Origin of the sequence: Leptotrichia sp. HSP-342 (assembly GCF_041199995.1) — a bacterium.
Lineage (GTDB): Bacteria > Fusobacteriota > Fusobacteriia > Fusobacteriales > Leptotrichiaceae > Leptotrichia > Leptotrichia mesophila.
Genome location: NZ_CP165646.1, coordinates 936,698 through 953,560, shown reverse-complemented (window position 1 = coordinate 953,560; position 16,863 = coordinate 936,698). Strand labels below are relative to the sequence as shown.

Sequence of the window (16,863 nt, the reverse complement as noted above, 5' to 3'; positions counted from 1 at the left end):
ATGATATGCAATGTTTAAGAAAATTTTACTCATGATTATACTTACTGTGGCAATTATAGGCTGCAGTGCACGTGATATTGCCCTATGGAAAGAATCAGATCGGAGAGCTGCGGAAAGAGGTGTAAGATGTTTTAAGAGGGCTAATGGTGATTATTACTGCAAGGATAGATACGGAAATATTGTCTACTAGATATATGTGACATGGAAAAGATAAGATGGATGACAAAGGTTTAAAAGCTATGAAATATATACAGAGGACAGGGGCTTCCCATACTGGGGAATGTACTCCTGTCTTTTTTCTTTTGCTTAAATAATTATAAAATTATATCTAATTTTTAAATTTTAATAAACTGATGGAGTTTTCATTTGTTTAGCTACGGCTGTTTAACGATTGGCAGATAATTTTAAAATCAATTTTTAAATTTTTTAAAAATATGCTATAATATGCTTAAACTCTTTAAATTAATACAAAATAAAAAGTTAGAGTTTAAATAAATAGTTACATTTTTAAGTTTAGTTTTAAAATTTGTTACTATAAAAGTTGGTAAATTTAAAAAATTTAGGAGGAAAAATAAAATGTCTGAGGGCAGTTTATTATTACAGATTGTAATAATAATAATTTTAACGGGAATTAACGCTTTCTTTTCCAGTGCGGAAATGGCGATTGTTTCGTTAAACAAAAATAAATTAAAAATATTAATTGAAGATGAAAATAAAAAAGCAATTTTACTTGATAATTTGCTGCAGGAACCTAGTAAATTCCTGTCTACTATTCAAGTTGGAATTACTTTGGCAGGTTTTTTTGCATCAGCATCGGCAGCGACTGGTTTATCGCAATATTTGTCGAATGCATTGCAACCTTTGAATATCCCATATAGTAATCAGATTTCAATGATTTTAATAACTTTTCTGCTATCATATGTTACACTTGTCTTTGGGGAACTGATTCCAAAGAGAATTGCACTTAGAAATTCAGAAAAGATTGCTTTATCATCAGTTGGAGTTATTGTATTTATTTCAAGGTTATTTTCTCCATTTGTAAAGTTTTTGACATTTTCTACAAATTTGGTACTTACAATTTTGAAAATGAAAGAAGACAATATTGAAGAAAAAGTTTCTAAAGAGGAACTGCGTTCGCTGGTAGAAGTCGGTAAGGAACACGGTGTTATTAATGAAGCTGAACAGGAAATGATTGAGAATATTATTGAATTTGATGAAAAAATTGCACGTGAAATAATGATTCCAAGAACAAAAGTTTTTTTGATTGATAAAAATATCTCAATTCATGAACTTTTTGAAAATAAGGAAATTGGAAAATATTCACGTATTCCTGTTTATGAAAATGAAGCTGACAATATTGTTGGAGTATTGTTAACTAAAGATTTGATGATGGAAGCCTACAAAAAGGGATTTGACAACATAAAAGTGGCTGATTTGCTGCAAGAAGCGTATTTTGTGCCTGAAACAAAAAATGTAAATGAACTTTTTAATGAAATGCAGCTTGAGAAAAAGCATATTACTATTCTAATTGATGAATACGGAGGTTTTTCGGGAATTGTTACACTTGAAGACTTGATTGAGGAAGTTATGGGGAATATTGCTGACGAATTTGATGATGAAGACTTGTCAATCCGTCAATTGTCACGAAATAAATACTTAATTAATGGAGATGTTTCCTTAAATGACCTGAATGATAGCTTTCACTTTGAACTTGAATCTAAATATTATGATACTTTAAGCGGAATTTTAATTGAAAATTTAGGATATATTCCTGAAGACAATGAAAATATTGAGCCAATTACTATTAATGGTGTTGTATTCAAGCCACAGCGAGTTAGAAATAAAAAAATTGAAAAAGTTGTTATGACTTTTGACAAAGATAAAGAAAATAATGAAAAAACTAAAAATAAATCAAATGAGGATGATTAATATTTTACAATAAATAAACAATACATAGAAATGGAGTTGATCAATCAAAATGAGTATTACTAATATTCAACAGACAAGCGGACTTAAACGGCTTTTCCCGCTTTTAGCAAATGAAAATGTCAATATGAAAAAGGAAATTATGGCAGGGATTACAACATTTCTTACAATGGCGTACATAATTGCTGTAAATCCAAATATTTTGTCAAAAACAGGTATGGATGCAGGGGCATTAGTTACAGCAACTTGTTTTTCAGCCGCAATTGGATGTTTTCTTATGGGCCTTATTGCAAATCTGCCTTTCGCTCTTGCCTCAGGTATGGGATTAAATGCTTTTTTTGCATTTACAGTTGTATTAAAAGGCGGTATCAGCTGGCAAACTGCTTTGACTGCTGTCTTCTGTGAAGGAATTATATTTATCTTTTTAACACTTTTTAAAGTACGTGAAGCTGTAGTAAATTCTATTCCAGAAAATATGAAACACGCTGTTACTGGTGGAATTGGAGTATTTATCGCATTTGTCGGCTTTTCAGGGAGTGGGCTGGTTGTTTTAAATGAATCTACCAAAGTTAGTATGGGACATTTTTCTCCAGCAGTTATTATTTCATTTATCGGATTATTCTTAATAGCTATTTTAGATAAAAAGAATGTACGTGGATCAATTCTTTATGGAATAGTATTGAGTTCTCTTCTAGCCTGGGGATATGCACTTATAAATCCTGCACATGCAAAAGAATTAGGAATTTATTTACCATCTGGTATCTTTAAATACGAGTCAATGATGCCTGTTATGGGGAAATTAGACTTTAAGCTATTTACTGATTTTAAAATGTTTGGAAATTTATTTGTTATAGTTTGTACATTCCTGTTTGTGGACTTTTTTGATACTGTCGGAACATTAGTAGGAGTATGTTCAAAAGCTGATATGCTAGATGAAAACGGAAATGTACCGAATGTAGGACGAGCTTTAATGGCTGACGCAATTGCAACTACAGCTGGTGCCGCACTTGGAGTTTCAACAGTTACAACGTATGTAGAAAGCTCAACAGGAGTTATCGCAGGAGGAAGAACAGGATGGACTGCTATCACAACAGGATTCCTATTCCTAATATCAATGTTTTTCTCACCAATATTTATTTCAATACCAGGATGTGCCACAGCTCCAGCTCTAATTTACGTTGGTTACCTAATGTTAAGTTCAGTTAAAAATATAGACTTGCACGATATTCTGGAAGGAGTCCCGTCTTTCATAACAATTACAACAATGGCCCTAACTTACAGTATCGGAGATGGTTTGACATTAGGAATATTATCTTACGTATTAATAAATCTATTTTACAATTTATTCTCGAAAAAAGAAGACAGAAGACACGTTTCATGGGTAATGGTTATTTTAGGGGCATTATTTATAGTTAAATTATTATTTATGTCATAATCAAATTTATAAATTCTTCTTATAAACAAAAAATATGATTTCTTATACATTAATCTGTATTTGAAATCATATTTTTTATTACTTTTACATAAAATAATTTAAAAAGTTATTTGTAATGATTAGCACAAGCTATTATTATAACTTCATTTTCAGTCAATTTATAAATAAATCTGTGTTTATCAGTTATTCTTCTGCTCCAATACCCACTTAATTCATGCTTTAAAGCCTCTGCTTTACCTATTCCTTCATTTCCATTTCTCTGAATATCCTTTATAATTTCATTTATCTTTTTTATAACTTTTTTATCTTTTGATTGCCAGTCTACATATTCCTTCCATGCTTCACTATTCCAATTTATGTTCATGTTATTATTCCACCTCAATTAAATCATGTTTCTCAACTTTCCCTTTTTCAACCTCATCTTTTCTTTTCAACAATTCATTATAATAATCTTTATTAGACATAATATACAAATTTTCTATAAGATTATTGTATTCTTCTTCACTCATTAATACCACATTTTCATCATTTTTTCTAGTTACAATTATTGTTTCATAATCTCTTGTTGCCTTATCACAATACTTTTTAAAATTATTTCTAATATTAGAATAATTTGTAGCTATCATATTTCTCACTCCTTTTAAAATTTTGTTCAATTTATTGTACAATATATAATGAAAATTGTCAATTATATTTACAAAAAAATAGAGAACTAATTTTTAATTCTCTATCTTTTGTAGTTTCAAATATTAAATTTTTATAACAAAATTTTAGAAAGTAATCCCATTCCTAAACTTACCTTCCGACTCAACTGGCTCTGTCCCTGTCTTAAACAGTGCTGTTCGTTTATTTACTCCATCTCTGTCAAGAAGTCCGATTTGCAAGTCAATATCTCTTGTTGTTAAATCTTTTCTTGTAATATAATCGTCTATAAATTCAAAGACTCCAACGTTGTAATTTGGCAAGTCAACTACTGTCTGCATGTAAGTTTTCCAAATTGGTGCAGCTGCAGCTCCCCCAGTCATTCCAGGCCCCATTGACTTGTTGTCATCATTTCCGACATAAACTACTGTCGCAAGAGTAGGTGTGTAACCTGTAAACCACGCTGAAACGTAATCAGAAGTTGTTCCCGTTTTTCCAGCCATTGGAATAAGCTGTCCATTTTTTAAGACTTTTGCAGATTGTCCAGTTCCATAATTTACAGCATTTTCAAGCATATAAGTTAATATTGCAACATCTTTTGAATCGTAAACTTTTTTCATTTTTGGTTTTGCTTCATAAACAACTTCACCATATTTATTTTCGATTTTGTAGATATATTGAGGCTGAACTTGATAACCTCCGTTTGCAAGTGCCGCATAAAACATTGCCATATCTATTGGTCTTGTGGAAATTGAACCAAGTGCCAACGTATAGTTCTTAGGAAAATCTCCTCCTACAACTCCTGCATCACGCCATACTTTTTCAGCCGAATTAATTCCAACACGTTGCAATAGTTTTACTGGTATTATATTGTTGGAAATTTCCAATGCTTTAGCAAGTGTCATGCTGTCTCTGAATACTCCGTCATAGTTCTTTGGACTCCAGTTTCCAATTTTTACTGGTGAATCTTCCATAACGGTATTCATTGCCATGTTTTTTTGCAGTGCCGCAAGGTAAACTACTGGCTTGTAAGATGAACCTGGCTGTCTTAATGAACTTAACGCACGATTAAAATTACCTTTTTTATAATTTTTTCCTCCAACCATTGCTTTTACAAACCCGTTACTTGGGTCAATAGAAAGCAATGCACCATTTAAGCTTGCTCGGCTCTTCAAGTTATAATTGTTGTTAAATGCCGAATAAGCTGCTCTTTGTAAATCTAAATCAACTGTTGCATAAATTTTATAACCGTCAAATAAGAATTTTTGGTCTTCTTCAGGTATTTTCAATATTTTTCTTACTTCACTTAATACAACTGTTGTAAATTCAGGTGCCACATTTGAAGTCGAAATCTGTTCCTCTTCATTACGGCTTTTAATATTTCCATTTACAAACGTAATTTTTTCTTTAACAGCTTTCTCATATTCTTCCTCTGTTATAAATCCAAAATTTCTCATTTGATGAAGTACAATCTTTTGTCTTTCCAACGCATGTTCTATTTTTGAATATTTTGTTGGAGATTTTGGAAGGCTCGCTAAAATTGCCGCTTGTGCAATAGAAAGCTGTTTTGGCTGTTTATTAAAATATTTTATAGCCGCATTTTTTATTCCGTAAGCTCCTTGTCCAAAATAGATTGTATTCAAGTAATTTTCCAGAATTTCATCTTTTGTATACTTTCTTTCAATTTCTATTGCTAAAATCGCTTCTTTAATCTTTCTTGTCATTGTTTGTTCTGGTGATAAAAACGCATTTTTTGCAAGCTGCTGAGTAAGTGTACTTCCTCCTTCACGCCGTCTTCCTGTAATTGTCAAAAAAGCCGCTCTTGCCGTTCTCACAAAGTCAAATCCGTGATGAGTCCTAAATTTTCTATCCTCAATTGCCAAAAACGCATTCTGCACATGTAAAGGAATTTCTCCAATTCCAATTGGCGCCCTATTTTGAACCATTATCGTATCTATTTGATTTCCATTAATGTCATAAATTACCGATGGTGATACAGGTGCATATCCATCAATCAAATCAACTGGCGTTTCCTTGCTTACCGTATAAACAAGATAAGCTCCCGCTCCAGCTCCGATTATAAACAAAAACACAAAAACTTTGAAAAAAAATGAAAATAAACTAAATTTTTTTCTAGGTTTTACAATTTTTTCTTCTTTATTATTCTTTTTCATTACTACCTCTTTTCGTAACTATTTCAATATCTATTTAAATATTTTTAGTAAAATCCATCTGTTTTTTTGCCTTCAACTGTCCACAAGCCGCTGCAATGTCCTGCCCTTTAGTCTCTCGCAACGTTACATTAACATTTTTGTCTTTTAATAATTTATAAAATTCTCTTTGTTTTTGTTTTGATGGTGTTTTATAAGGCTTTCCACCGACAGGATTATAAGGAATCAAGTTTACTAGACACGAAAATGAATTTAAGAATCCAGCCAGTTCCCTTGCATCTTCAGGCTCGCAGTTCAAATCATCAATCAAGATATATTCAAATGTAATACGATTTTTAGTTTGTTTCTGATATTCCAAAAGTGATTCTTTTAACTGTTTTACTCCCCATGTTTTATTTATCGGCATAATTTCACTTCTCACATCATCTCTAACTGAATGTAATGAGATTGCTAAGTTCACTTGATTTTCATTTTCTGTAAATCTTTTTATCCCATTTACAATTCCGCTTGTAGAAATTGTAAAATTCCTTTTTGAAAAATTTTGCCCCTTAGGAGAATTTAACATATTAATTGAACCAAGAACTGCATCATAATTTAAAAACGGTTCCCCCATCCCCATATAAACTACATTTCCTAATTTTTCTCCACGTTTAAGTAAATATTTCTGAACATAGTAATATTGTAGTAAAATCTCAGAAATTGATAAATTTCTTTCATAAGTCATTGTAGCTGTGGCACAGAAATCACATCCGATAAGACATCCAATTTGTGAAGAAACGCAAAGTGTATGCCGATTTTTATGAGAAATAAGCACACTTTCAATCAATCTTCTGTCCTTCAATTCAAACAAAAATTTCTCAGTATCCCCATCTTCCGAAACTTGATGTGTCTTAAACTCTAGTTTTGCCACATAAAATTTCTCTTTCAAAATCTCTCTGTCTTTTTTGGAAATATTAGAAAACTCATCAAAATCAAATACCAGTTTATTATGCAGCCAGTCAAAAACTTGACTCGCATTAAACTTTTTAAGACCAATTTCAACAAATTTCTCCTGCAAACTCTCTAAATCCATCCCCAAAATATCAATTTTCTCAACTATATTTATATTTGTCATTTCATTATTATTTAGCTCCATTATTTTATTTTTTTCAATTTCCTCCTTTTATTTTTACAATTTTCATTGCTTATATCATACCATATTTTACGAAAATATTATATCATTATTTTGCATTATATTTAAACTTATTTAAAAATTATGTGTAATCATTAATTTTACTGAAAAAAATAATGTTATTTTTACTAAGACCAGGTAATAGAAAAATAATAAGAGCCTTGTGTAACTCTTATTTTTTGTATCCTATAGATTATATAATATATTGCAACAAACTGAAAAATATAAAAACTCATGATAATTTCGTGTTAAAATGTTAGTAACTACAAAAACATTAACGAAAGGAAATATATCATGAGCCATAAATATTTTACCATAAATGAAAGAAATAAACTAGAGGTCCTGCTAAAAGAAAATTACAAAATTTCTAAAATTGCTCAAATCCTTAACAGGCGCAGGTCCACTATTTACCGTGAAATTAAAAGAATTAATGGAGAATACTCTTCTGAGAATGCTCAGGCGGATGCCAATGCAAAAGTTGCTAATAAAGGAAGAAATTTAAAAATTACTGCTGAATTGAAAAATCTGATAGAGGACAGGCTCTACAAAACTTGGTCACCTGAACAAATTGTTGGCAGGGAATTAAAGGGGAGGCTGTCATTTAAAACTATCTATAACTGGTTGTACATTAATTTTCTAGACGTTTCTCTGAATGTCTTGAGAAGAAAGGGAAAGAAAGCGAAAACTAAAGAGACGATATGTGGCAATAAAGATGAAAGATAGAAGTAAAAATTCAATGTTGGAAGCAATAAAACGGTTGATAGCCAGTATTCCTAAAGAAGCATTTAAGACTTTCACATCAGACAGGGGGAAGGAATTTTCATGCTGGGAAGAAGTGGAGAAGCTGGGAATAGAATTCTATTTTGCAGATCCTTACTGCTCATGACAGGGAGGCTGCAATGAAAACAGCAACGGTCTTCTAAGAGAATTTTACACAAAGAAGACCGACATATTAAAAATAGAGGCAGAAGACTTGATAAGAACCTTAATGCTGATAAACTCAAGACCAAGAAAATGTTTAAACTATACAACGCCATTTGAAAAATTTTTACACGAAATTAGTTTTTAAAAAAAATTTGGTAAAATGTCGCAATTAATATTACAATTTATGATCCTAATAATTTTAGTAAGGCATCCGTTCTAGTTCCACCTATTTCATCTAAAGCAACGTATATCTTTTCTTTTTCTTCATCAGTTATCTTAAAACTTATATTCTTGTTTCTTTACTTTAAATTTTTACCCCCACTCTTGACAAAGACCTAAAATAAAATAGATTTACCTTATTTAAATATAGTTAACTTGATTTTATTAATTCTTTACTCCATTAATTAAATTGTCTATAGACTTTTTTTAATAAAATCAATAATATTTTACAAATTTATCAATTTTCTTTAATTTCTGACGCTTGAGGATAGATTTCCATAATTTCATTCAAAATTTTATCAATTTCCGCAGTCAGATAATCTGTACTCCCTCTATCACCTTTCATGGCAATTCTTACGTGAACACAACCTTCTTTCGCATACGGAGCAACAGTTGGATTTGACATTTCAAAATAATCTTTTAGCCTGTCGTCAATTTTTCCTTCTGGAACTCCCCTTATTTCAAGAGTTTTCATTAGTAAAATATCATTTGAATACTGCTTTAAAAGTGGTAAAACTTGATTATCTACCATCCAAGCCATTTCTCTAGGAGGTCCTGGCAATACTATTATTTTTTTATTATCCTTTTCATAAAAAAATCCTGGTGCAAGACCAACTTCATTTTCTAGCAATTTTGAATTTTTTAAAATTGAAGCTTCTTTTCTCCCGCCAGAAGCTACTTCTCCAAAACCTCTTTCATTGTATTTTTTTACAATTAAGTCATAGTACCGCTCAATTACTTCTAGCTCTTCTCCAAAATAATTAGCTACAACTTCCTTTGTAATATCATCAATTGTAGGCCCAAGCCCTCCAGTAGTGATTACTAAATCAACCCTTTTAAAAGCATTTTCAAGACACTCCATAAGTCTTCCATAATTATCCCCAACCGTAGTTTGATAATACAAATCAATACCAATATTTGTAAGTTTTGCTGAAATATACTGTGCATTTGTATTTACAATATCTCCGACTAATAATTCTGTTCCAACACATATAATTTCTGTTTTCATTTTAATTTTCTCCTAACCGGCAGTTTTCAACTCCACCTCTTTTATTATATCTGCATTCAATTCCTCGTTCTCTTATTTGCCTATCCGCACCTTCAAAATATGAACAACTCACAATTAGTACTGCCGATACAATCAAAACTATGATCTTTTTCATAATTGCTTCCTCCATTATCACAATTCTTTACTTCACAAATTATAATACCAATATAACATTTTTTAATTTCTAATTATTTTGTTATCTTTCTATTGCAGTCTTTTTCTAGAATTAAAAGTGCACACTCCTTATACGTTTTCTTGAAGCCTCAATATCAGCATAATTCATAATTAACAGTATGATATAACTAATATTACTATCTTCTTCATAAATATTATCTCCTTTAGTATAATTTTTTGTTTTTGTTTTTAAATAAATAATTATTTATATTACAGTTTTTTATTTTATATAACCACAAACTTGTGCTTCTCCTCTACTGTTATATGTACATTCATATCCTCTTTCCCTTTTTATTTGTTGACTTTTTGCTTCCATTTCAGAAAGTTCAGAACAACTCATTACTGTTAATAACAATATAATCAGTGCTATTATTTTTTTCATATAGAATCTCTCCTTTTTATTTATTTTTTAAAACAAATTAATTCCTTTAATCAAAAAAATTATATTTTCTTTATAATGCTAAACTTTCCACAATATTTCTTAATTTATATATCCACAATGCTGTAACTCTCCCTTATAATTGTACCTGCATTCTCGACCTCTTTCTCTTAATCTCTGCTGTCTTCCAGCTTCCAACTCAGTAAGTTCAGAACAGCTCATTACTGTTAATAACAATATAATCAATACTATTATTTTTTTCATAATAATCACTCCTTTGCTATAACTTTATAATTATCAATCCATATATCGACAATTCTCAACTCCACCTCTTTTATTATATCTGCATTCAACTCCTCTTTCCCCCCGTTCTCTTTGAACTTCATTCCATAACATTCTATCTTCAGCCGTACAACTTGCAATTATCGTCATTAATACTGCTAACACCAATACTTTTTTCATATAAACTATCTCCTTTATTATAAATTTCTAATTATTAATTTGCATAACGGCACCCTTGGAAATCCCCTTTATTATTATATGTGCATATTCTACCTCTTTCCTTTTCAGCTCTTTCAGCACCCTCAAAATATGAGCAACTTACAACCGTCATCATCAATATTGCTAAAATCAATGTCTTTTTCATATTTACTCTCTCCTTGCACTATAACAGTATATTATTAATTTACAGTTTCATACATTTTTTTATTAATTTATATAACCACAATGCTGTACTTCTCCTCTGCCATTGTATCTACATTCCCAGCCTCTTTCCCTTAATCTTTGCTGTCTTCCTGCTTCTAACTCAGCAAGTTCAGAACAACTCACCATTGTTAATGACAATATAATCAGCGCTATTACTTTTTTCATATACATCATCCCTTTATTATTTTTTTCAATTACTAATTTATAAAACGGCAACTTTCAAGTCCACCCCTTTTATTATGTCTGCATTCCCGTCCTCTTTCATTCATTTCTCTATCTGCTTCTCTCATTATCATCAAATCTCTTTCTGTACAGTTAAAAATAGTTGTCATTACTAATATAGCTAATATTATTATCTTTTTCATATTACCATCTCCTTTTTTCATTATTATTCTTTGAATTTAATTAATTCCTTTAATCAAAAAATTATATTTTTTATTCATTTTGTAATGTTAAAGTTTTTATAATATTTTTTAATTTATATATCCGCAATGCTGTACTTCTCCTTTACCATTATATCTGCATTGGTATCCTCTTTCCTCTCTTTCTCTTCTTGCCTCTCTTATTAAATTCATGTCTTCTGCTGTACAACTAACAATTAATCCTAGTATAAACAGAATTATTATTTTTTTCATATTTACCATCTCCATTTCAGTATAATTTCCTATAACTATCTTATAAATAAAAATTACTAATATTTATGACTTTTTTAGTTTATATAATCACAACTCTGCACTTCTCCTTTATAATTGTATCTACATTCTCTGCCTCTTTGCTCCATATGTTCTCTTGAAGCCATAATATCAGCACAGCTTGCAATTGTTATTATTAATATAAGTAAAATTGCTAATTTTTTCATATTTATCCTCTCCTCCAACATATTTTTTTACTGCTAATTTATATAACGGCAACTTTCAAGTCCACCCCTTTTATTGTATCTGCATTCTCTGCCTCTATCTCTTCGCTCTTTTTCTGCTTCCTCAAAATAAGAACAACTTACAACTAATACTGATATTAATACTATCAACACCATTAATTTTTTCATACTACCATCTCCACTCAGTATAATTTCTTATAGCTACCTTATAAATAAAAATTACTAATATTTATGACTTTTTTAGTTTATATAATCACAACTTCCTATTAACTCTCCCTTATGATTGTATGTACACTCCCTGCCTCTTTCCTTATATTCTCTATCAACTTCTCTCCACAATTCTCTGTCTGCTTCGGTACAGCTTATTACTGCTAATGATAACAATACAATCAATACTAACCACCTTTTCATTCAAGTCATCTCCTTTAATAAATTTTATTCCATATATCGACAATTCTCAACCCCTCCCCGTTTATTATACCTACATTCAACTCCTCTCTCCTTTTCCATTTGATTTGCTATTTCAAATGCAGTACAGCCTGATATCAATGTCAACAACATTAATAGTAACATTAATTTCCTCATATATATCAGCTCCTTTTCTATTATTTTGAATTCAATTAATCTCTTTAGTCATAAAAATTACATTTTCTGCGTCTTTTGTTCGTTAATTTTTTAATTTATATAGCCACAATTTTGCACTTCTCCTTTATAATTATATCTACATTCTCGACCTCTCTCCTTTTCCATTTGATTTGCTATTTCAAATGCAGTACAGCTTGATATCAATATTAATAATGTTAGTAATAATATTATTTTCTTCACACTTATCAACTCCATTCTTCTTATTTTTTATTTATTCAATTTTTTTATAAAAATTTCTAATTTTATTATCTTTCATATTCACAATATTTATAATTACCTTTATAATCATAAGTGCATACCTGCCCTTTTTCTCTTATTCTCTGTTGTCTTCTTGCTTCCATTTCTGTAAGTTCAGTACAGCTCATTACAGTTACCAGTAATATAATTAATGCTATCATTTTTTTCATTTTCTTCATCTCCTTCCATATAATTTCTTGTTTCTCCTTTACAAATGGAAAATCTTATTTTATATAACCACAAACTTGTGCTTCTCCTCTACTATTGTATGTACACTCTCTTCCACGTTCTCTTCTGGCTCTTTCAGCACCTTCGAAATACGAACAATTTACAACCAATACCAATACTAATATTATCAACATCAATATTTTTTTCATATAAAAATCATCTCCTTGCATTATGATTGCTATAATTATTAATTTATAATTTTTAGATTCAGCTTTTTTATTAATTTATATAGCCACAATGCTGTAATTCTCCTTTATAATTATATCTGCATCTCATACCTCTTTCTCTCATTCTTTGCTGATGCCCCGCTTCCAGCTCAGCAAGTTCAGAACAGCTTGCCACTGTTAATAATAATACAATTAATGCTATCATTTTTTTCATCTTTACCATCTCCTTTATTTTTTCTAGCTGTTAATTTGCATAACGGCAATTTTCAACCCCGCCCCTTTTATTGTATCTGCATTCAAGCCCTCTTTCATTCATTTCTCTGTCCGCATCTCTCATTATCATCAAATCTCTTTCTGTACAATTAAAAATAGTTATCGTTACTAATATAATTAATATCAGTATCTTTTTCATATTGTCATCTCCTTTTTATATTTTTCTATGATATTACATACAATTATAGCTATTTAGTTTATAAAACCACAATGTTGTACTTCTCCTTTACCATTATATCTGCATTCCCAGCCTCGCTCTCTCATTTGTCTTTCTCCACCTTCCATATAAGAACAGCTTATTGTGGTCATCATTAAGATAACTAAAATTAATAATTTTTTCATATATATCAGCTCCCTTATTTTTTCTAGCCACTAATTTGCATAACGGCAATCCTCAACCCCACCCCTTTTATTATATCTGCATTCAACTCCTCCCCGTTCCCTTTCAATCCTTTCAGCACTTTCAAAATACGAACAGCTTGTAACTAATGCTAATACCAGTATCATCAACATCAATATTTTTTTCATACATATCAGCTCCATCAACATCTTTTTTAAATTCAACTAACCCCCTTAATGAACGAAATATGTTTTCTATATATTTTTTTAGTTTATATATCCGCAATGCTGTACCTCTCCTTTATAATTGTATCTACATCGTCGCCCTCTTCTTTGGGCTTCACTTCCATCAAGATATGAACAGCTTATAACAGTCATTATTAATATAGCTAAAATTATCAATTTCTTCATCTTTATTTTCTCCTTTATTTTTTCTAGCTGTTAATTTGCATAACGGCAATTTTCAACTCCTCCTCTTTTATTATATCTGCATTCAACTCCTCTTTCTTCTATTCTCTGTTGTCTCCTTGCTTCCATATCTGCAAGTTCGGTACAGCTCATAATTAGTAACGATACTGGTATGACTAAAATTATTAATTTTTTCATATAATATCAACTCCTTTAATATAATTTTCTAAACTATTAATTTATATAACGGCAGTTTTCAAGACCGCCTCTTTTACCATATCTACATTCAACCCCTCTTTCTCTCTGCTCTTTTTCTGCTTCTTCAAGATAAGAACAGCTTACAACCAATGTCATTATTAATACCGCTAACACCATTATTTTTTTCACACATACCATCTCCCTTATTACATTTCTTGATAATATTACACAAATCATGATTAGTTTATAAAGCCACAGTGCTGTAATTCTCCTTTATAATTGTATCTGCATCTCATGCCTCTTTCTCTTATTAATCTTTCTCCACCTTCCATATATGAACAACTCATAACTGTTAACATTAATATAATTAAAATCGCCAATTTTTTCATTTTTGCTATCTCCTTTATCGTCATTTTTATAAATTTTTTGATTGTTTCATTACCTTTCGTATTCACAATATTTATAATTACCTTTATAATCATAAGTACATGCTTTCCCACGTTCCCTTTCCATTTGTTCCGATATTTTAAAAGCAGTACAATTTGATACTGACATCATTAAAACAACTAAAATCATTATTTTTTTCACACATATCACCTTCTTTAGCACATTTTCTTTGTTTAATTATCAAGTTTTATTAAATAAATAATTTCTATCTTATATAATTACAACCTTGCACTTCTCCCTTATAATTGTACATACATTCCATCCCTCTTTCCCTCATCCTTTGCTGATGTCCTGCTTCCAACTCGGCAAGCTCAGAACAGCTCATTACATTTGCTAGCAATATAATCAAAATTATTATTTTTTTCATACAACCTATCTCCTTTATCACTTTTCTATATGATTTACTAAATTACAATTATTAGTTTACATAACCACAAACTTGAATTTCTCCCTTGCCATTATACAGGCATTCCCAACCTCTTCTTCTAGCTTCACTTCCATCAAGATACGAACAACTCGCAACTATCATCATTAATACAACTAAAATTGCTAATTTTTTCATATTATTAACTCCTTTATCATATTTTAAGTTCCATCAAATAAAAAATTTATACTCTCTACATATTTTAAAACATTAAATAATTTCTATCTTGTATAATAACAACCCTGTAATTCTCCTTTATAGTTATACCTACATTCCCGACCCCTTTCTTTTTCTGCTCTTTCAGCTCCTTCAAAATATGAACAGCTTACAGTAGATATTACTAATATAATCAAAATTATTATTTTTTTCATGCAATCTATCTCCCTCATTATATTTTCCTCTAATATTAGATATATATTAGTTTATAAACTCACAATGTTGTACCTCTCCTTTGTAGTTATATCTGCATCGTCGTCCTCTTTCTCTTATTAATCTTTCTCCTCCTTCCATATATGAGCAACTTATAGCAGTTAAGATTAATATAATTAAAATCACCAATTTTTTCATGCTTACCATCTCCTTTATCGTTCTTTTAAACTCAATTAACTTTTTATCTAAAAATCTGTATTTCCCGTATTTCATAAAAGGCTAAACTATGTCTATTTTATATAGTTGCAACCCTGTATCTCTCCCTTATAGTTATACATACATTCCCAACCTCTTTCCCTTTTTATCTGTTGACTTTTCGCTTCCATTTCGGCAAGTTCAGAGCAGCTCATTACACTTGCTAGCAATATAATCAATGCTATTATTTTTTTCATACTAATCATCTCCCTATGCTACGGTTGTTTTAATTATTAATTTATATAACCACAGACTTGAACTTCTCCTTTATAGTTGTATCGGCATTCCCAGCCTCTTTCTCTTTCAGCCCTTTCAGCACCTTCAAAATATGAACAATTTACAATTAGTAATAATATTAGTACTGTCAGTATCATTATTTTCTTCATATAAACCATCTCCCTATACTACGATTATTTTAATTATTAATTTATATAGCCACAATGCTGTACTTCCCCTTTATAGTTATATCTGCATTGCCGTCCTCTTTCCATCCTTCTTTGTTGACTTCTTGCTTCCATTTCAGCAAGTTCAGAACAACTTACCATTGTTAATGACAATATAATCAGCGCTATTACTTTTTTCATATACACCATCCCTTTATTATTTTTTTCAATTACTAATTTATAAAACGGCAACTTTCAAGTCCACCCCTTTTATTATATCTGCATTCCCGCCCTCTTCTTCGAGCTTCACTTCCATCAAGATATGAACAACTTGCAACTGTCATCATTAATATAAATAAAATCTCTAATTTCTTCATATTATAATCTCCTTTTCTTGTATAACTTATAATTATTAATCCATATATCGGCAATTCTCAACTCCGCCTCTTTTATTATATCTGCATTCAGCTCCTCTCTCATTTCTTATTCTTTCTTCTTCGTCATTAAGTTCTGCAAGTTCAGTACATCTTATTGTAGCCATTGCTAACACAATCAAAATTATTACTTTTTTCATGTAATTCGACTCCTTTTTCAGTATTTTAAACCCAATTAACCTTTTATCTAAAGAATCAGTATTTCCTGTATTTTTCAAAATACTAAATTTATCTTTATTTTAGATTACAAATCTGTAATTCCCCTTTATAATTATATAGACATTCAACTCCCCTTTCTCTTATTAATCTTTCTCCTCCCTCTACATATGAACAGCTTATGGCAGTTAACATCAAAATAACTGAAATTACTACTTTTTTCATACTT

42 protein-coding genes and 1 pseudogene are annotated in these 16,863 nt (G+C 30.3%); 4 read left to right on the top strand and 39 right to left on the bottom strand.

The window, feature by feature from the left end; genetic code table 11:
• The first annotated feature begins 31 nt into the window (after nt 1–31).
• The 3 genes from AB8B23_RS04940 to AB8B23_RS04930 all read left to right on the top strand — a co-directional run bounded on the left by AB8B23_RS04940 (nt 32) and on the right by AB8B23_RS04930 (nt 3,361).
• Nucleotides 32–190, top strand: coding sequence for a hypothetical protein (locus tag AB8B23_RS04940; RefSeq protein WP_369713706.1), 159 nt, complete (start codon nt 32–34; stop codon nt 188–190).
• Between the two features lie 386 nt (nt 191–576).
• On the top strand, nt 577–1,929 hold the full coding sequence (locus AB8B23_RS04935; protein WP_369713705.1) for a hemolysin family protein: 1,353 nt from the start codon (nt 577–579) through the stop codon (nt 1,927–1,929).
• A 49-nt stretch (nt 1,930–1,978) separates the two neighbouring features.
• Entirely contained in the window at nt 1,979–3,361 is a 1,383-nt protein-coding gene (locus AB8B23_RS04930; protein ID WP_369713704.1) for an NCS2 family permease, read from the top strand.
• A gap of 106 nt (nt 3,362–3,467) precedes the next feature.
• On the opposite strand, the gene AB8B23_RS04925 is transcribed toward AB8B23_RS04930, so the two are convergent.
• From AB8B23_RS04925 to rlmN, 4 genes are all read right to left on the bottom strand, one after another.
• A complete protein-coding gene (locus AB8B23_RS04925) occupies nt 3,468–3,725 on the bottom strand; it encodes a Txe/YoeB family addiction module toxin (RefSeq protein WP_006804080.1) in 258 nt (85 codons plus the stop codon).
• Nucleotides 3,726–3,729: 4 nt separating this feature from the next.
• Nucleotides 3,730–3,987, bottom strand: a complete 258-nt coding sequence (locus AB8B23_RS04920; protein WP_147005665.1) for a type II toxin-antitoxin system Phd/YefM family antitoxin — start codon at nt 3,985–3,987, stop codon at nt 3,730–3,732.
• Between the two features lie 144 nt (nt 3,988–4,131).
• Nucleotides 4,132–6,177, bottom strand: coding sequence for a transglycosylase domain-containing protein (locus AB8B23_RS04915; protein ID WP_369713703.1), 2,046 nt, complete (start codon nt 6,175–6,177; stop codon nt 4,132–4,134).
• Between the two features lie 34 nt (nt 6,178–6,211).
• Nucleotides 6,212–7,288: a 23S rRNA (adenine(2503)-C(2))-methyltransferase RlmN gene (rlmN, locus tag AB8B23_RS04910; protein ID WP_369713702.1), complete on the bottom strand. Its 1,077-nt coding sequence runs from the start codon at nt 7,286–7,288 to the stop codon at nt 6,212–6,214.
• 351 nt (nt 7,289–7,639) lie between these two features.
• Between rlmN and AB8B23_RS04905 the strand changes: the two are divergent.
• Nucleotides 7,640–8,414 (top strand): annotated as a pseudogene (locus AB8B23_RS04905) (IS30 family transposase).
• Between the two features lie 312 nt (nt 8,415–8,726).
• Here the strand turns inward: AB8B23_RS04905 and AB8B23_RS04900 are convergent.
• The 35 genes from AB8B23_RS04900 to AB8B23_RS04730 all read right to left on the bottom strand — a co-directional run bounded on the left by AB8B23_RS04900 (nt 8,727) and on the right by AB8B23_RS04730 (nt 16,859).
• Nucleotides 8,727–9,497 (bottom strand): competence/damage-inducible protein A, encoded by a 771-nt coding sequence (locus AB8B23_RS04900; RefSeq protein WP_369713701.1) that lies wholly within the window; start codon nt 9,495–9,497, stop codon nt 8,727–8,729.
• A 1-nt stretch (nt 9,498) separates the two neighbouring features.
• A complete protein-coding gene (locus AB8B23_RS04895; protein WP_155827471.1) occupies nt 9,499–9,651 on the bottom strand; it encodes a hypothetical protein in 153 nt (50 codons plus the stop codon).
• Nucleotides 9,652–9,930: 279 nt separating this feature from the next.
• Entirely contained in the window at nt 9,931–10,092 is a 162-nt protein-coding gene (locus AB8B23_RS04890) for a hypothetical protein (RefSeq protein ID WP_369713700.1), read from the bottom strand.
• 99 nt (nt 10,093–10,191) lie between these two features.
• Nucleotides 10,192–10,353, bottom strand: a complete 162-nt coding sequence (locus AB8B23_RS04885; RefSeq protein ID WP_369713699.1) for a hypothetical protein — start codon at nt 10,351–10,353, stop codon at nt 10,192–10,194.
• 33 nt (nt 10,354–10,386) lie between these two features.
• Complete coding sequence (locus AB8B23_RS04880; RefSeq protein WP_314114953.1) at nt 10,387–10,551, bottom strand: hypothetical protein; 165 nt, start codon at nt 10,549–10,551, stop codon at nt 10,387–10,389.
• Between the two features lie 34 nt (nt 10,552–10,585).
• Nucleotides 10,586–10,735, bottom strand: coding sequence for a hypothetical protein (locus tag AB8B23_RS04875; protein ID WP_369713698.1), 150 nt, complete (start codon nt 10,733–10,735; stop codon nt 10,586–10,588).
• Nucleotides 10,736–10,797: 62 nt separating this feature from the next.
• Complete coding sequence (locus AB8B23_RS04870) at nt 10,798–10,959, bottom strand: hypothetical protein (protein WP_369713697.1); 162 nt, start codon at nt 10,957–10,959, stop codon at nt 10,798–10,800.
• Between the two features lie 32 nt (nt 10,960–10,991).
• Entirely contained in the window at nt 10,992–11,159 is a 168-nt protein-coding gene (locus tag AB8B23_RS04865) for a hypothetical protein (protein ID WP_369713696.1), read from the bottom strand.
• Nucleotides 11,160–11,267: 108 nt separating this feature from the next.
• Nucleotides 11,268–11,429 (bottom strand): hypothetical protein, encoded by a 162-nt coding sequence (locus AB8B23_RS04860; protein WP_369713695.1) that lies wholly within the window; start codon nt 11,427–11,429, stop codon nt 11,268–11,270.
• A gap of 74 nt (nt 11,430–11,503) precedes the next feature.
• Nucleotides 11,504–11,653, bottom strand: coding sequence for a hypothetical protein (locus AB8B23_RS04855; protein ID WP_369713694.1), 150 nt, complete (start codon nt 11,651–11,653; stop codon nt 11,504–11,506).
• Nucleotides 11,654–11,686: 33 nt separating this feature from the next.
• A complete protein-coding gene (locus tag AB8B23_RS04850) occupies nt 11,687–11,839 on the bottom strand; it encodes a hypothetical protein (protein WP_369713693.1) in 153 nt (50 codons plus the stop codon).
• A gap of 72 nt (nt 11,840–11,911) precedes the next feature.
• Entirely contained in the window at nt 11,912–12,082 is a 171-nt protein-coding gene (locus tag AB8B23_RS04845) for a hypothetical protein (protein ID WP_369713692.1), read from the bottom strand.
• A gap of 24 nt (nt 12,083–12,106) precedes the next feature.
• Nucleotides 12,107–12,256 carry a hypothetical protein gene (locus tag AB8B23_RS04840; RefSeq protein ID WP_369713691.1) on the bottom strand — a complete coding sequence of 50 codons (150 nt, stop codon included), beginning with the start codon at nt 12,254–12,256 and terminating at the stop codon, nt 12,107–12,109.
• 90 nt (nt 12,257–12,346) lie between these two features.
• Entirely contained in the window at nt 12,347–12,496 is a 150-nt protein-coding gene (locus AB8B23_RS04835; protein ID WP_369713690.1) for a hypothetical protein, read from the bottom strand.
• A 65-nt stretch (nt 12,497–12,561) separates the two neighbouring features.
• Nucleotides 12,562–12,723 carry a hypothetical protein gene (locus AB8B23_RS04830; protein ID WP_314115175.1) on the bottom strand — a complete coding sequence of 54 codons (162 nt, stop codon included), beginning with the start codon at nt 12,721–12,723 and terminating at the stop codon, nt 12,562–12,564.
• A gap of 54 nt (nt 12,724–12,777) precedes the next feature.
• Nucleotides 12,778–12,930: a hypothetical protein gene (locus AB8B23_RS04825; protein WP_155827472.1), complete on the bottom strand. Its 153-nt coding sequence runs from the start codon at nt 12,928–12,930 to the stop codon at nt 12,778–12,780.
• Nucleotides 12,931–13,000: 70 nt separating this feature from the next.
• Nucleotides 13,001–13,162 (bottom strand): lipoprotein, encoded by a 162-nt coding sequence (locus AB8B23_RS04820; protein ID WP_314115172.1) that lies wholly within the window; start codon nt 13,160–13,162, stop codon nt 13,001–13,003.
• Nucleotides 13,163–13,192: 30 nt separating this feature from the next.
• A complete protein-coding gene (locus tag AB8B23_RS04815; protein ID WP_021743507.1) occupies nt 13,193–13,360 on the bottom strand; it encodes a hypothetical protein in 168 nt (55 codons plus the stop codon).
• Nucleotides 13,361–13,413: 53 nt separating this feature from the next.
• Nucleotides 13,414–13,563, bottom strand: a complete 150-nt coding sequence (locus AB8B23_RS04810) for a hypothetical protein (protein WP_021743508.1) — start codon at nt 13,561–13,563, stop codon at nt 13,414–13,416.
• A 30-nt stretch (nt 13,564–13,593) separates the two neighbouring features.
• Nucleotides 13,594–13,749, bottom strand: coding sequence for a hypothetical protein (locus AB8B23_RS04805; protein WP_196808112.1), 156 nt, complete (start codon nt 13,747–13,749; stop codon nt 13,594–13,596).
• Between the two features lie 78 nt (nt 13,750–13,827).
• Nucleotides 13,828–13,971, bottom strand: coding sequence for a hypothetical protein (locus AB8B23_RS04800; RefSeq protein WP_155827473.1), 144 nt, complete (start codon nt 13,969–13,971; stop codon nt 13,828–13,830).
• Nucleotides 13,972–14,001: 30 nt separating this feature from the next.
• Nucleotides 14,002–14,166: a hypothetical protein gene (locus tag AB8B23_RS04795; RefSeq protein WP_021743510.1), complete on the bottom strand. Its 165-nt coding sequence runs from the start codon at nt 14,164–14,166 to the stop codon at nt 14,002–14,004.
• A 36-nt stretch (nt 14,167–14,202) separates the two neighbouring features.
• Nucleotides 14,203–14,355, bottom strand: coding sequence for a hypothetical protein (locus tag AB8B23_RS04790; RefSeq protein WP_369713689.1), 153 nt, complete (start codon nt 14,353–14,355; stop codon nt 14,203–14,205).
• A gap of 50 nt (nt 14,356–14,405) precedes the next feature.
• The gene (locus AB8B23_RS04785) at nt 14,406–14,555 is read right to left on the bottom strand and encodes a hypothetical protein (RefSeq protein WP_155827475.1); all 150 of its coding nucleotides are present in this window, start codon (nt 14,553–14,555) and stop codon (nt 14,406–14,408) included.
• Between the two features lie 49 nt (nt 14,556–14,604).
• Nucleotides 14,605–14,754 carry a hypothetical protein gene (locus AB8B23_RS04780; RefSeq protein WP_369713688.1) on the bottom strand — a complete coding sequence of 50 codons (150 nt, stop codon included), beginning with the start codon at nt 14,752–14,754 and terminating at the stop codon, nt 14,605–14,607.
• Between the two features lie 64 nt (nt 14,755–14,818).
• Entirely contained in the window at nt 14,819–14,980 is a 162-nt protein-coding gene (locus AB8B23_RS04775) for a hypothetical protein (RefSeq protein WP_369713687.1), read from the bottom strand.
• A gap of 51 nt (nt 14,981–15,031) precedes the next feature.
• Nucleotides 15,032–15,175: a hypothetical protein gene (locus AB8B23_RS04770; RefSeq protein ID WP_369713686.1), complete on the bottom strand. Its 144-nt coding sequence runs from the start codon at nt 15,173–15,175 to the stop codon at nt 15,032–15,034.
• Nucleotides 15,176–15,258: 83 nt separating this feature from the next.
• Nucleotides 15,259–15,408 (bottom strand): hypothetical protein, encoded by a 150-nt coding sequence (locus AB8B23_RS04765; protein ID WP_369713685.1) that lies wholly within the window; start codon nt 15,406–15,408, stop codon nt 15,259–15,261.
• Nucleotides 15,409–15,454: 46 nt separating this feature from the next.
• The gene (locus AB8B23_RS04760) at nt 15,455–15,604 is read right to left on the bottom strand and encodes a hypothetical protein (protein ID WP_021743517.1); all 150 of its coding nucleotides are present in this window, start codon (nt 15,602–15,604) and stop codon (nt 15,455–15,457) included.
• A gap of 92 nt (nt 15,605–15,696) precedes the next feature.
• Complete coding sequence (locus AB8B23_RS04755; protein WP_369713684.1) at nt 15,697–15,858, bottom strand: hypothetical protein; 162 nt, start codon at nt 15,856–15,858, stop codon at nt 15,697–15,699.
• A gap of 36 nt (nt 15,859–15,894) precedes the next feature.
• A complete protein-coding gene (locus tag AB8B23_RS04750) occupies nt 15,895–16,047 on the bottom strand; it encodes a hypothetical protein (RefSeq protein WP_369713683.1) in 153 nt (50 codons plus the stop codon).
• A 36-nt stretch (nt 16,048–16,083) separates the two neighbouring features.
• Nucleotides 16,084–16,245 (bottom strand): hypothetical protein, encoded by a 162-nt coding sequence (locus tag AB8B23_RS04745; protein WP_369713682.1) that lies wholly within the window; start codon nt 16,243–16,245, stop codon nt 16,084–16,086.
• Nucleotides 16,246–16,277: 32 nt separating this feature from the next.
• Nucleotides 16,278–16,421, bottom strand: a complete 144-nt coding sequence (locus AB8B23_RS04740; protein ID WP_369713681.1) for a hypothetical protein — start codon at nt 16,419–16,421, stop codon at nt 16,278–16,280.
• Nucleotides 16,422–16,456: 35 nt separating this feature from the next.
• Nucleotides 16,457–16,618, bottom strand: a complete 162-nt coding sequence (locus AB8B23_RS04735; protein ID WP_155827480.1) for a hypothetical protein — start codon at nt 16,616–16,618, stop codon at nt 16,457–16,459.
• A 94-nt stretch (nt 16,619–16,712) separates the two neighbouring features.
• Nucleotides 16,713–16,859 (bottom strand): hypothetical protein, encoded by a 147-nt coding sequence (locus AB8B23_RS04730; protein WP_021743522.1) that lies wholly within the window; start codon nt 16,857–16,859, stop codon nt 16,713–16,715.
• Nucleotides 16,860–16,863 lie beyond the last annotated feature (4 nt).

Bases quoted from the DNA above. Each gene is read 5' to 3' on its own strand.
- AB8B23_RS04940 (WP_369713706.1), top strand. From the start codon at position 32: ATGATTATACTTACTGTGGCAATTATAGGCTGCAGTGCACGTGATATT.
- AB8B23_RS04935 (WP_369713705.1), top strand. From the start codon at position 577: ATGTCTGAGGGCAGTTTATTATTACAGATTGTAATAATAATAATTTTA.
- AB8B23_RS04930 (WP_369713704.1), top strand. From the start codon at position 1,979: ATGAGTATTACTAATATTCAACAGACAAGCGGACTTAAACGGCTTTTC.
- AB8B23_RS04925 (WP_006804080.1), bottom strand. From the start codon at position 3,725: ATGAACATAAATTGGAATAGTGAAGCATGGAAGGAATATGTAGACTGG.
- AB8B23_RS04920 (WP_147005665.1), bottom strand. From the start codon at position 3,987: ATGATAGCTACAAATTATTCTAATATTAGAAATAATTTTAAAAAGTAT.
- AB8B23_RS04915 (WP_369713703.1), bottom strand. From the start codon at position 6,177: ATGAAAAAGAATAATAAAGAAGAAAAAATTGTAAAACCTAGAAAAAAA.
- rlmN (WP_369713702.1), bottom strand. From the start codon at position 7,288: ATGACAAATATAAATATAGTTGAGAAAATTGATATTTTGGGGATGGAT.
- AB8B23_RS04900 (WP_369713701.1), bottom strand. From the start codon at position 9,497: ATGAAAACAGAAATTATATGTGTTGGAACAGAATTATTAGTCGGAGAT.
- AB8B23_RS04895 (WP_155827471.1), bottom strand. From the start codon at position 9,651: ATGAAAAAGATCATAGTTTTGATTGTATCGGCAGTACTAATTGTGAGT.
- AB8B23_RS04890 (WP_369713700.1), bottom strand. From the start codon at position 10,092: ATGAAAAAAATAATAGCACTGATTATATTGTTATTAACAGTAATGAGT.
- AB8B23_RS04885 (WP_369713699.1), bottom strand. From the start codon at position 10,353: ATGAAAAAAATAATAGTATTGATTATATTGTTATTAACAGTAATGAGC.
- AB8B23_RS04880 (WP_314114953.1), bottom strand. From the start codon at position 10,551: ATGAAAAAAGTATTGGTGTTAGCAGTATTAATGACGATAATTGCAAGT.
- AB8B23_RS04875 (WP_369713698.1), bottom strand. From the start codon at position 10,735: ATGAAAAAGACATTGATTTTAGCAATATTGATGATGACGGTTGTAAGT.
- AB8B23_RS04870 (WP_369713697.1), bottom strand. From the start codon at position 10,959: ATGAAAAAAGTAATAGCGCTGATTATATTGTCATTAACAATGGTGAGT.
- AB8B23_RS04865 (WP_369713696.1), bottom strand. From the start codon at position 11,159: ATGAAAAAGATAATAATATTAGCTATATTAGTAATGACAACTATTTTT.
- AB8B23_RS04860 (WP_369713695.1), bottom strand. From the start codon at position 11,429: ATGAAAAAAATAATAATTCTGTTTATACTAGGATTAATTGTTAGTTGT.
- AB8B23_RS04855 (WP_369713694.1), bottom strand. From the start codon at position 11,653: ATGAAAAAATTAGCAATTTTACTTATATTAATAATAACAATTGCAAGC.
- AB8B23_RS04850 (WP_369713693.1), bottom strand. From the start codon at position 11,839: ATGAAAAAATTAATGGTGTTGATAGTATTAATATCAGTATTAGTTGTA.
- AB8B23_RS04845 (WP_369713692.1), bottom strand. From the start codon at position 12,082: ATGAAAAGGTGGTTAGTATTGATTGTATTGTTATCATTAGCAGTAATA.
- AB8B23_RS04840 (WP_369713691.1), bottom strand. From the start codon at position 12,256: ATGAGGAAATTAATGTTACTATTAATGTTGTTGACATTGATATCAGGC.
- AB8B23_RS04830 (WP_314115175.1), bottom strand. From the start codon at position 12,723: ATGAAAAAAATGATAGCATTAATTATATTACTGGTAACTGTAATGAGC.
- AB8B23_RS04825 (WP_155827472.1), bottom strand. From the start codon at position 12,930: ATGAAAAAAATATTGATGTTGATAATATTAGTATTGGTATTGGTTGTA.
- AB8B23_RS04820 (WP_314115172.1), bottom strand. From the start codon at position 13,162: ATGAAAAAAATGATAGCATTAATTGTATTATTATTAACAGTGGCAAGC.
- AB8B23_RS04815 (WP_021743507.1), bottom strand. From the start codon at position 13,360: ATGAAAAAGATACTGATATTAATTATATTAGTAACGATAACTATTTTT.
- AB8B23_RS04810 (WP_021743508.1), bottom strand. From the start codon at position 13,563: ATGAAAAAATTATTAATTTTAGTTATCTTAATGATGACCACAATAAGC.
- AB8B23_RS04805 (WP_196808112.1), bottom strand. From the start codon at position 13,749: ATGAAAAAAATATTGATGTTGATGATACTGGTATTAGCATTAGTTACA.
- AB8B23_RS04800 (WP_155827473.1), bottom strand. From the start codon at position 13,971: ATGAAGAAATTGATAATTTTAGCTATATTAATAATGACTGTTATAAGC.
- AB8B23_RS04795 (WP_021743510.1), bottom strand. From the start codon at position 14,166: ATGAAAAAATTAATAATTTTAGTCATACCAGTATCGTTACTAATTATG.
- AB8B23_RS04785 (WP_155827475.1), bottom strand. From the start codon at position 14,555: ATGAAAAAATTGGCGATTTTAATTATATTAATGTTAACAGTTATGAGT.
- AB8B23_RS04775 (WP_369713687.1), bottom strand. From the start codon at position 14,980: ATGAAAAAAATAATAATTTTGATTATATTGCTAGCAAATGTAATGAGC.
- AB8B23_RS04770 (WP_369713686.1), bottom strand. From the start codon at position 15,175: ATGAAAAAATTAGCAATTTTAGTTGTATTAATGATGATAGTTGCGAGT.
- AB8B23_RS04765 (WP_369713685.1), bottom strand. From the start codon at position 15,408: ATGAAAAAAATAATAATTTTGATTATATTAGTAATATCTACTGTAAGC.
- AB8B23_RS04760 (WP_021743517.1), bottom strand. From the start codon at position 15,604: ATGAAAAAATTGGTGATTTTAATTATATTAATCTTAACTGCTATAAGT.
- AB8B23_RS04755 (WP_369713684.1), bottom strand. From the start codon at position 15,858: ATGAAAAAAATAATAGCATTGATTATATTGCTAGCAAGTGTAATGAGC.
- AB8B23_RS04750 (WP_369713683.1), bottom strand. From the start codon at position 16,047: ATGAAGAAAATAATGATACTGACAGTACTAATATTATTACTAATTGTA.
- AB8B23_RS04745 (WP_369713682.1), bottom strand. From the start codon at position 16,245: ATGAAAAAAGTAATAGCGCTGATTATATTGTCATTAACAATGGTAAGT.
- AB8B23_RS04740 (WP_369713681.1), bottom strand. From the start codon at position 16,421: ATGAAGAAATTAGAGATTTTATTTATATTAATGATGACAGTTGCAAGT.
- AB8B23_RS04735 (WP_155827480.1), bottom strand. From the start codon at position 16,618: ATGAAAAAAGTAATAATTTTGATTGTGTTAGCAATGGCTACAATAAGA.
- AB8B23_RS04730 (WP_021743522.1), bottom strand. From the start codon at position 16,859: ATGAAAAAAGTAGTAATTTCAGTTATTTTGATGTTAACTGCCATAAGC.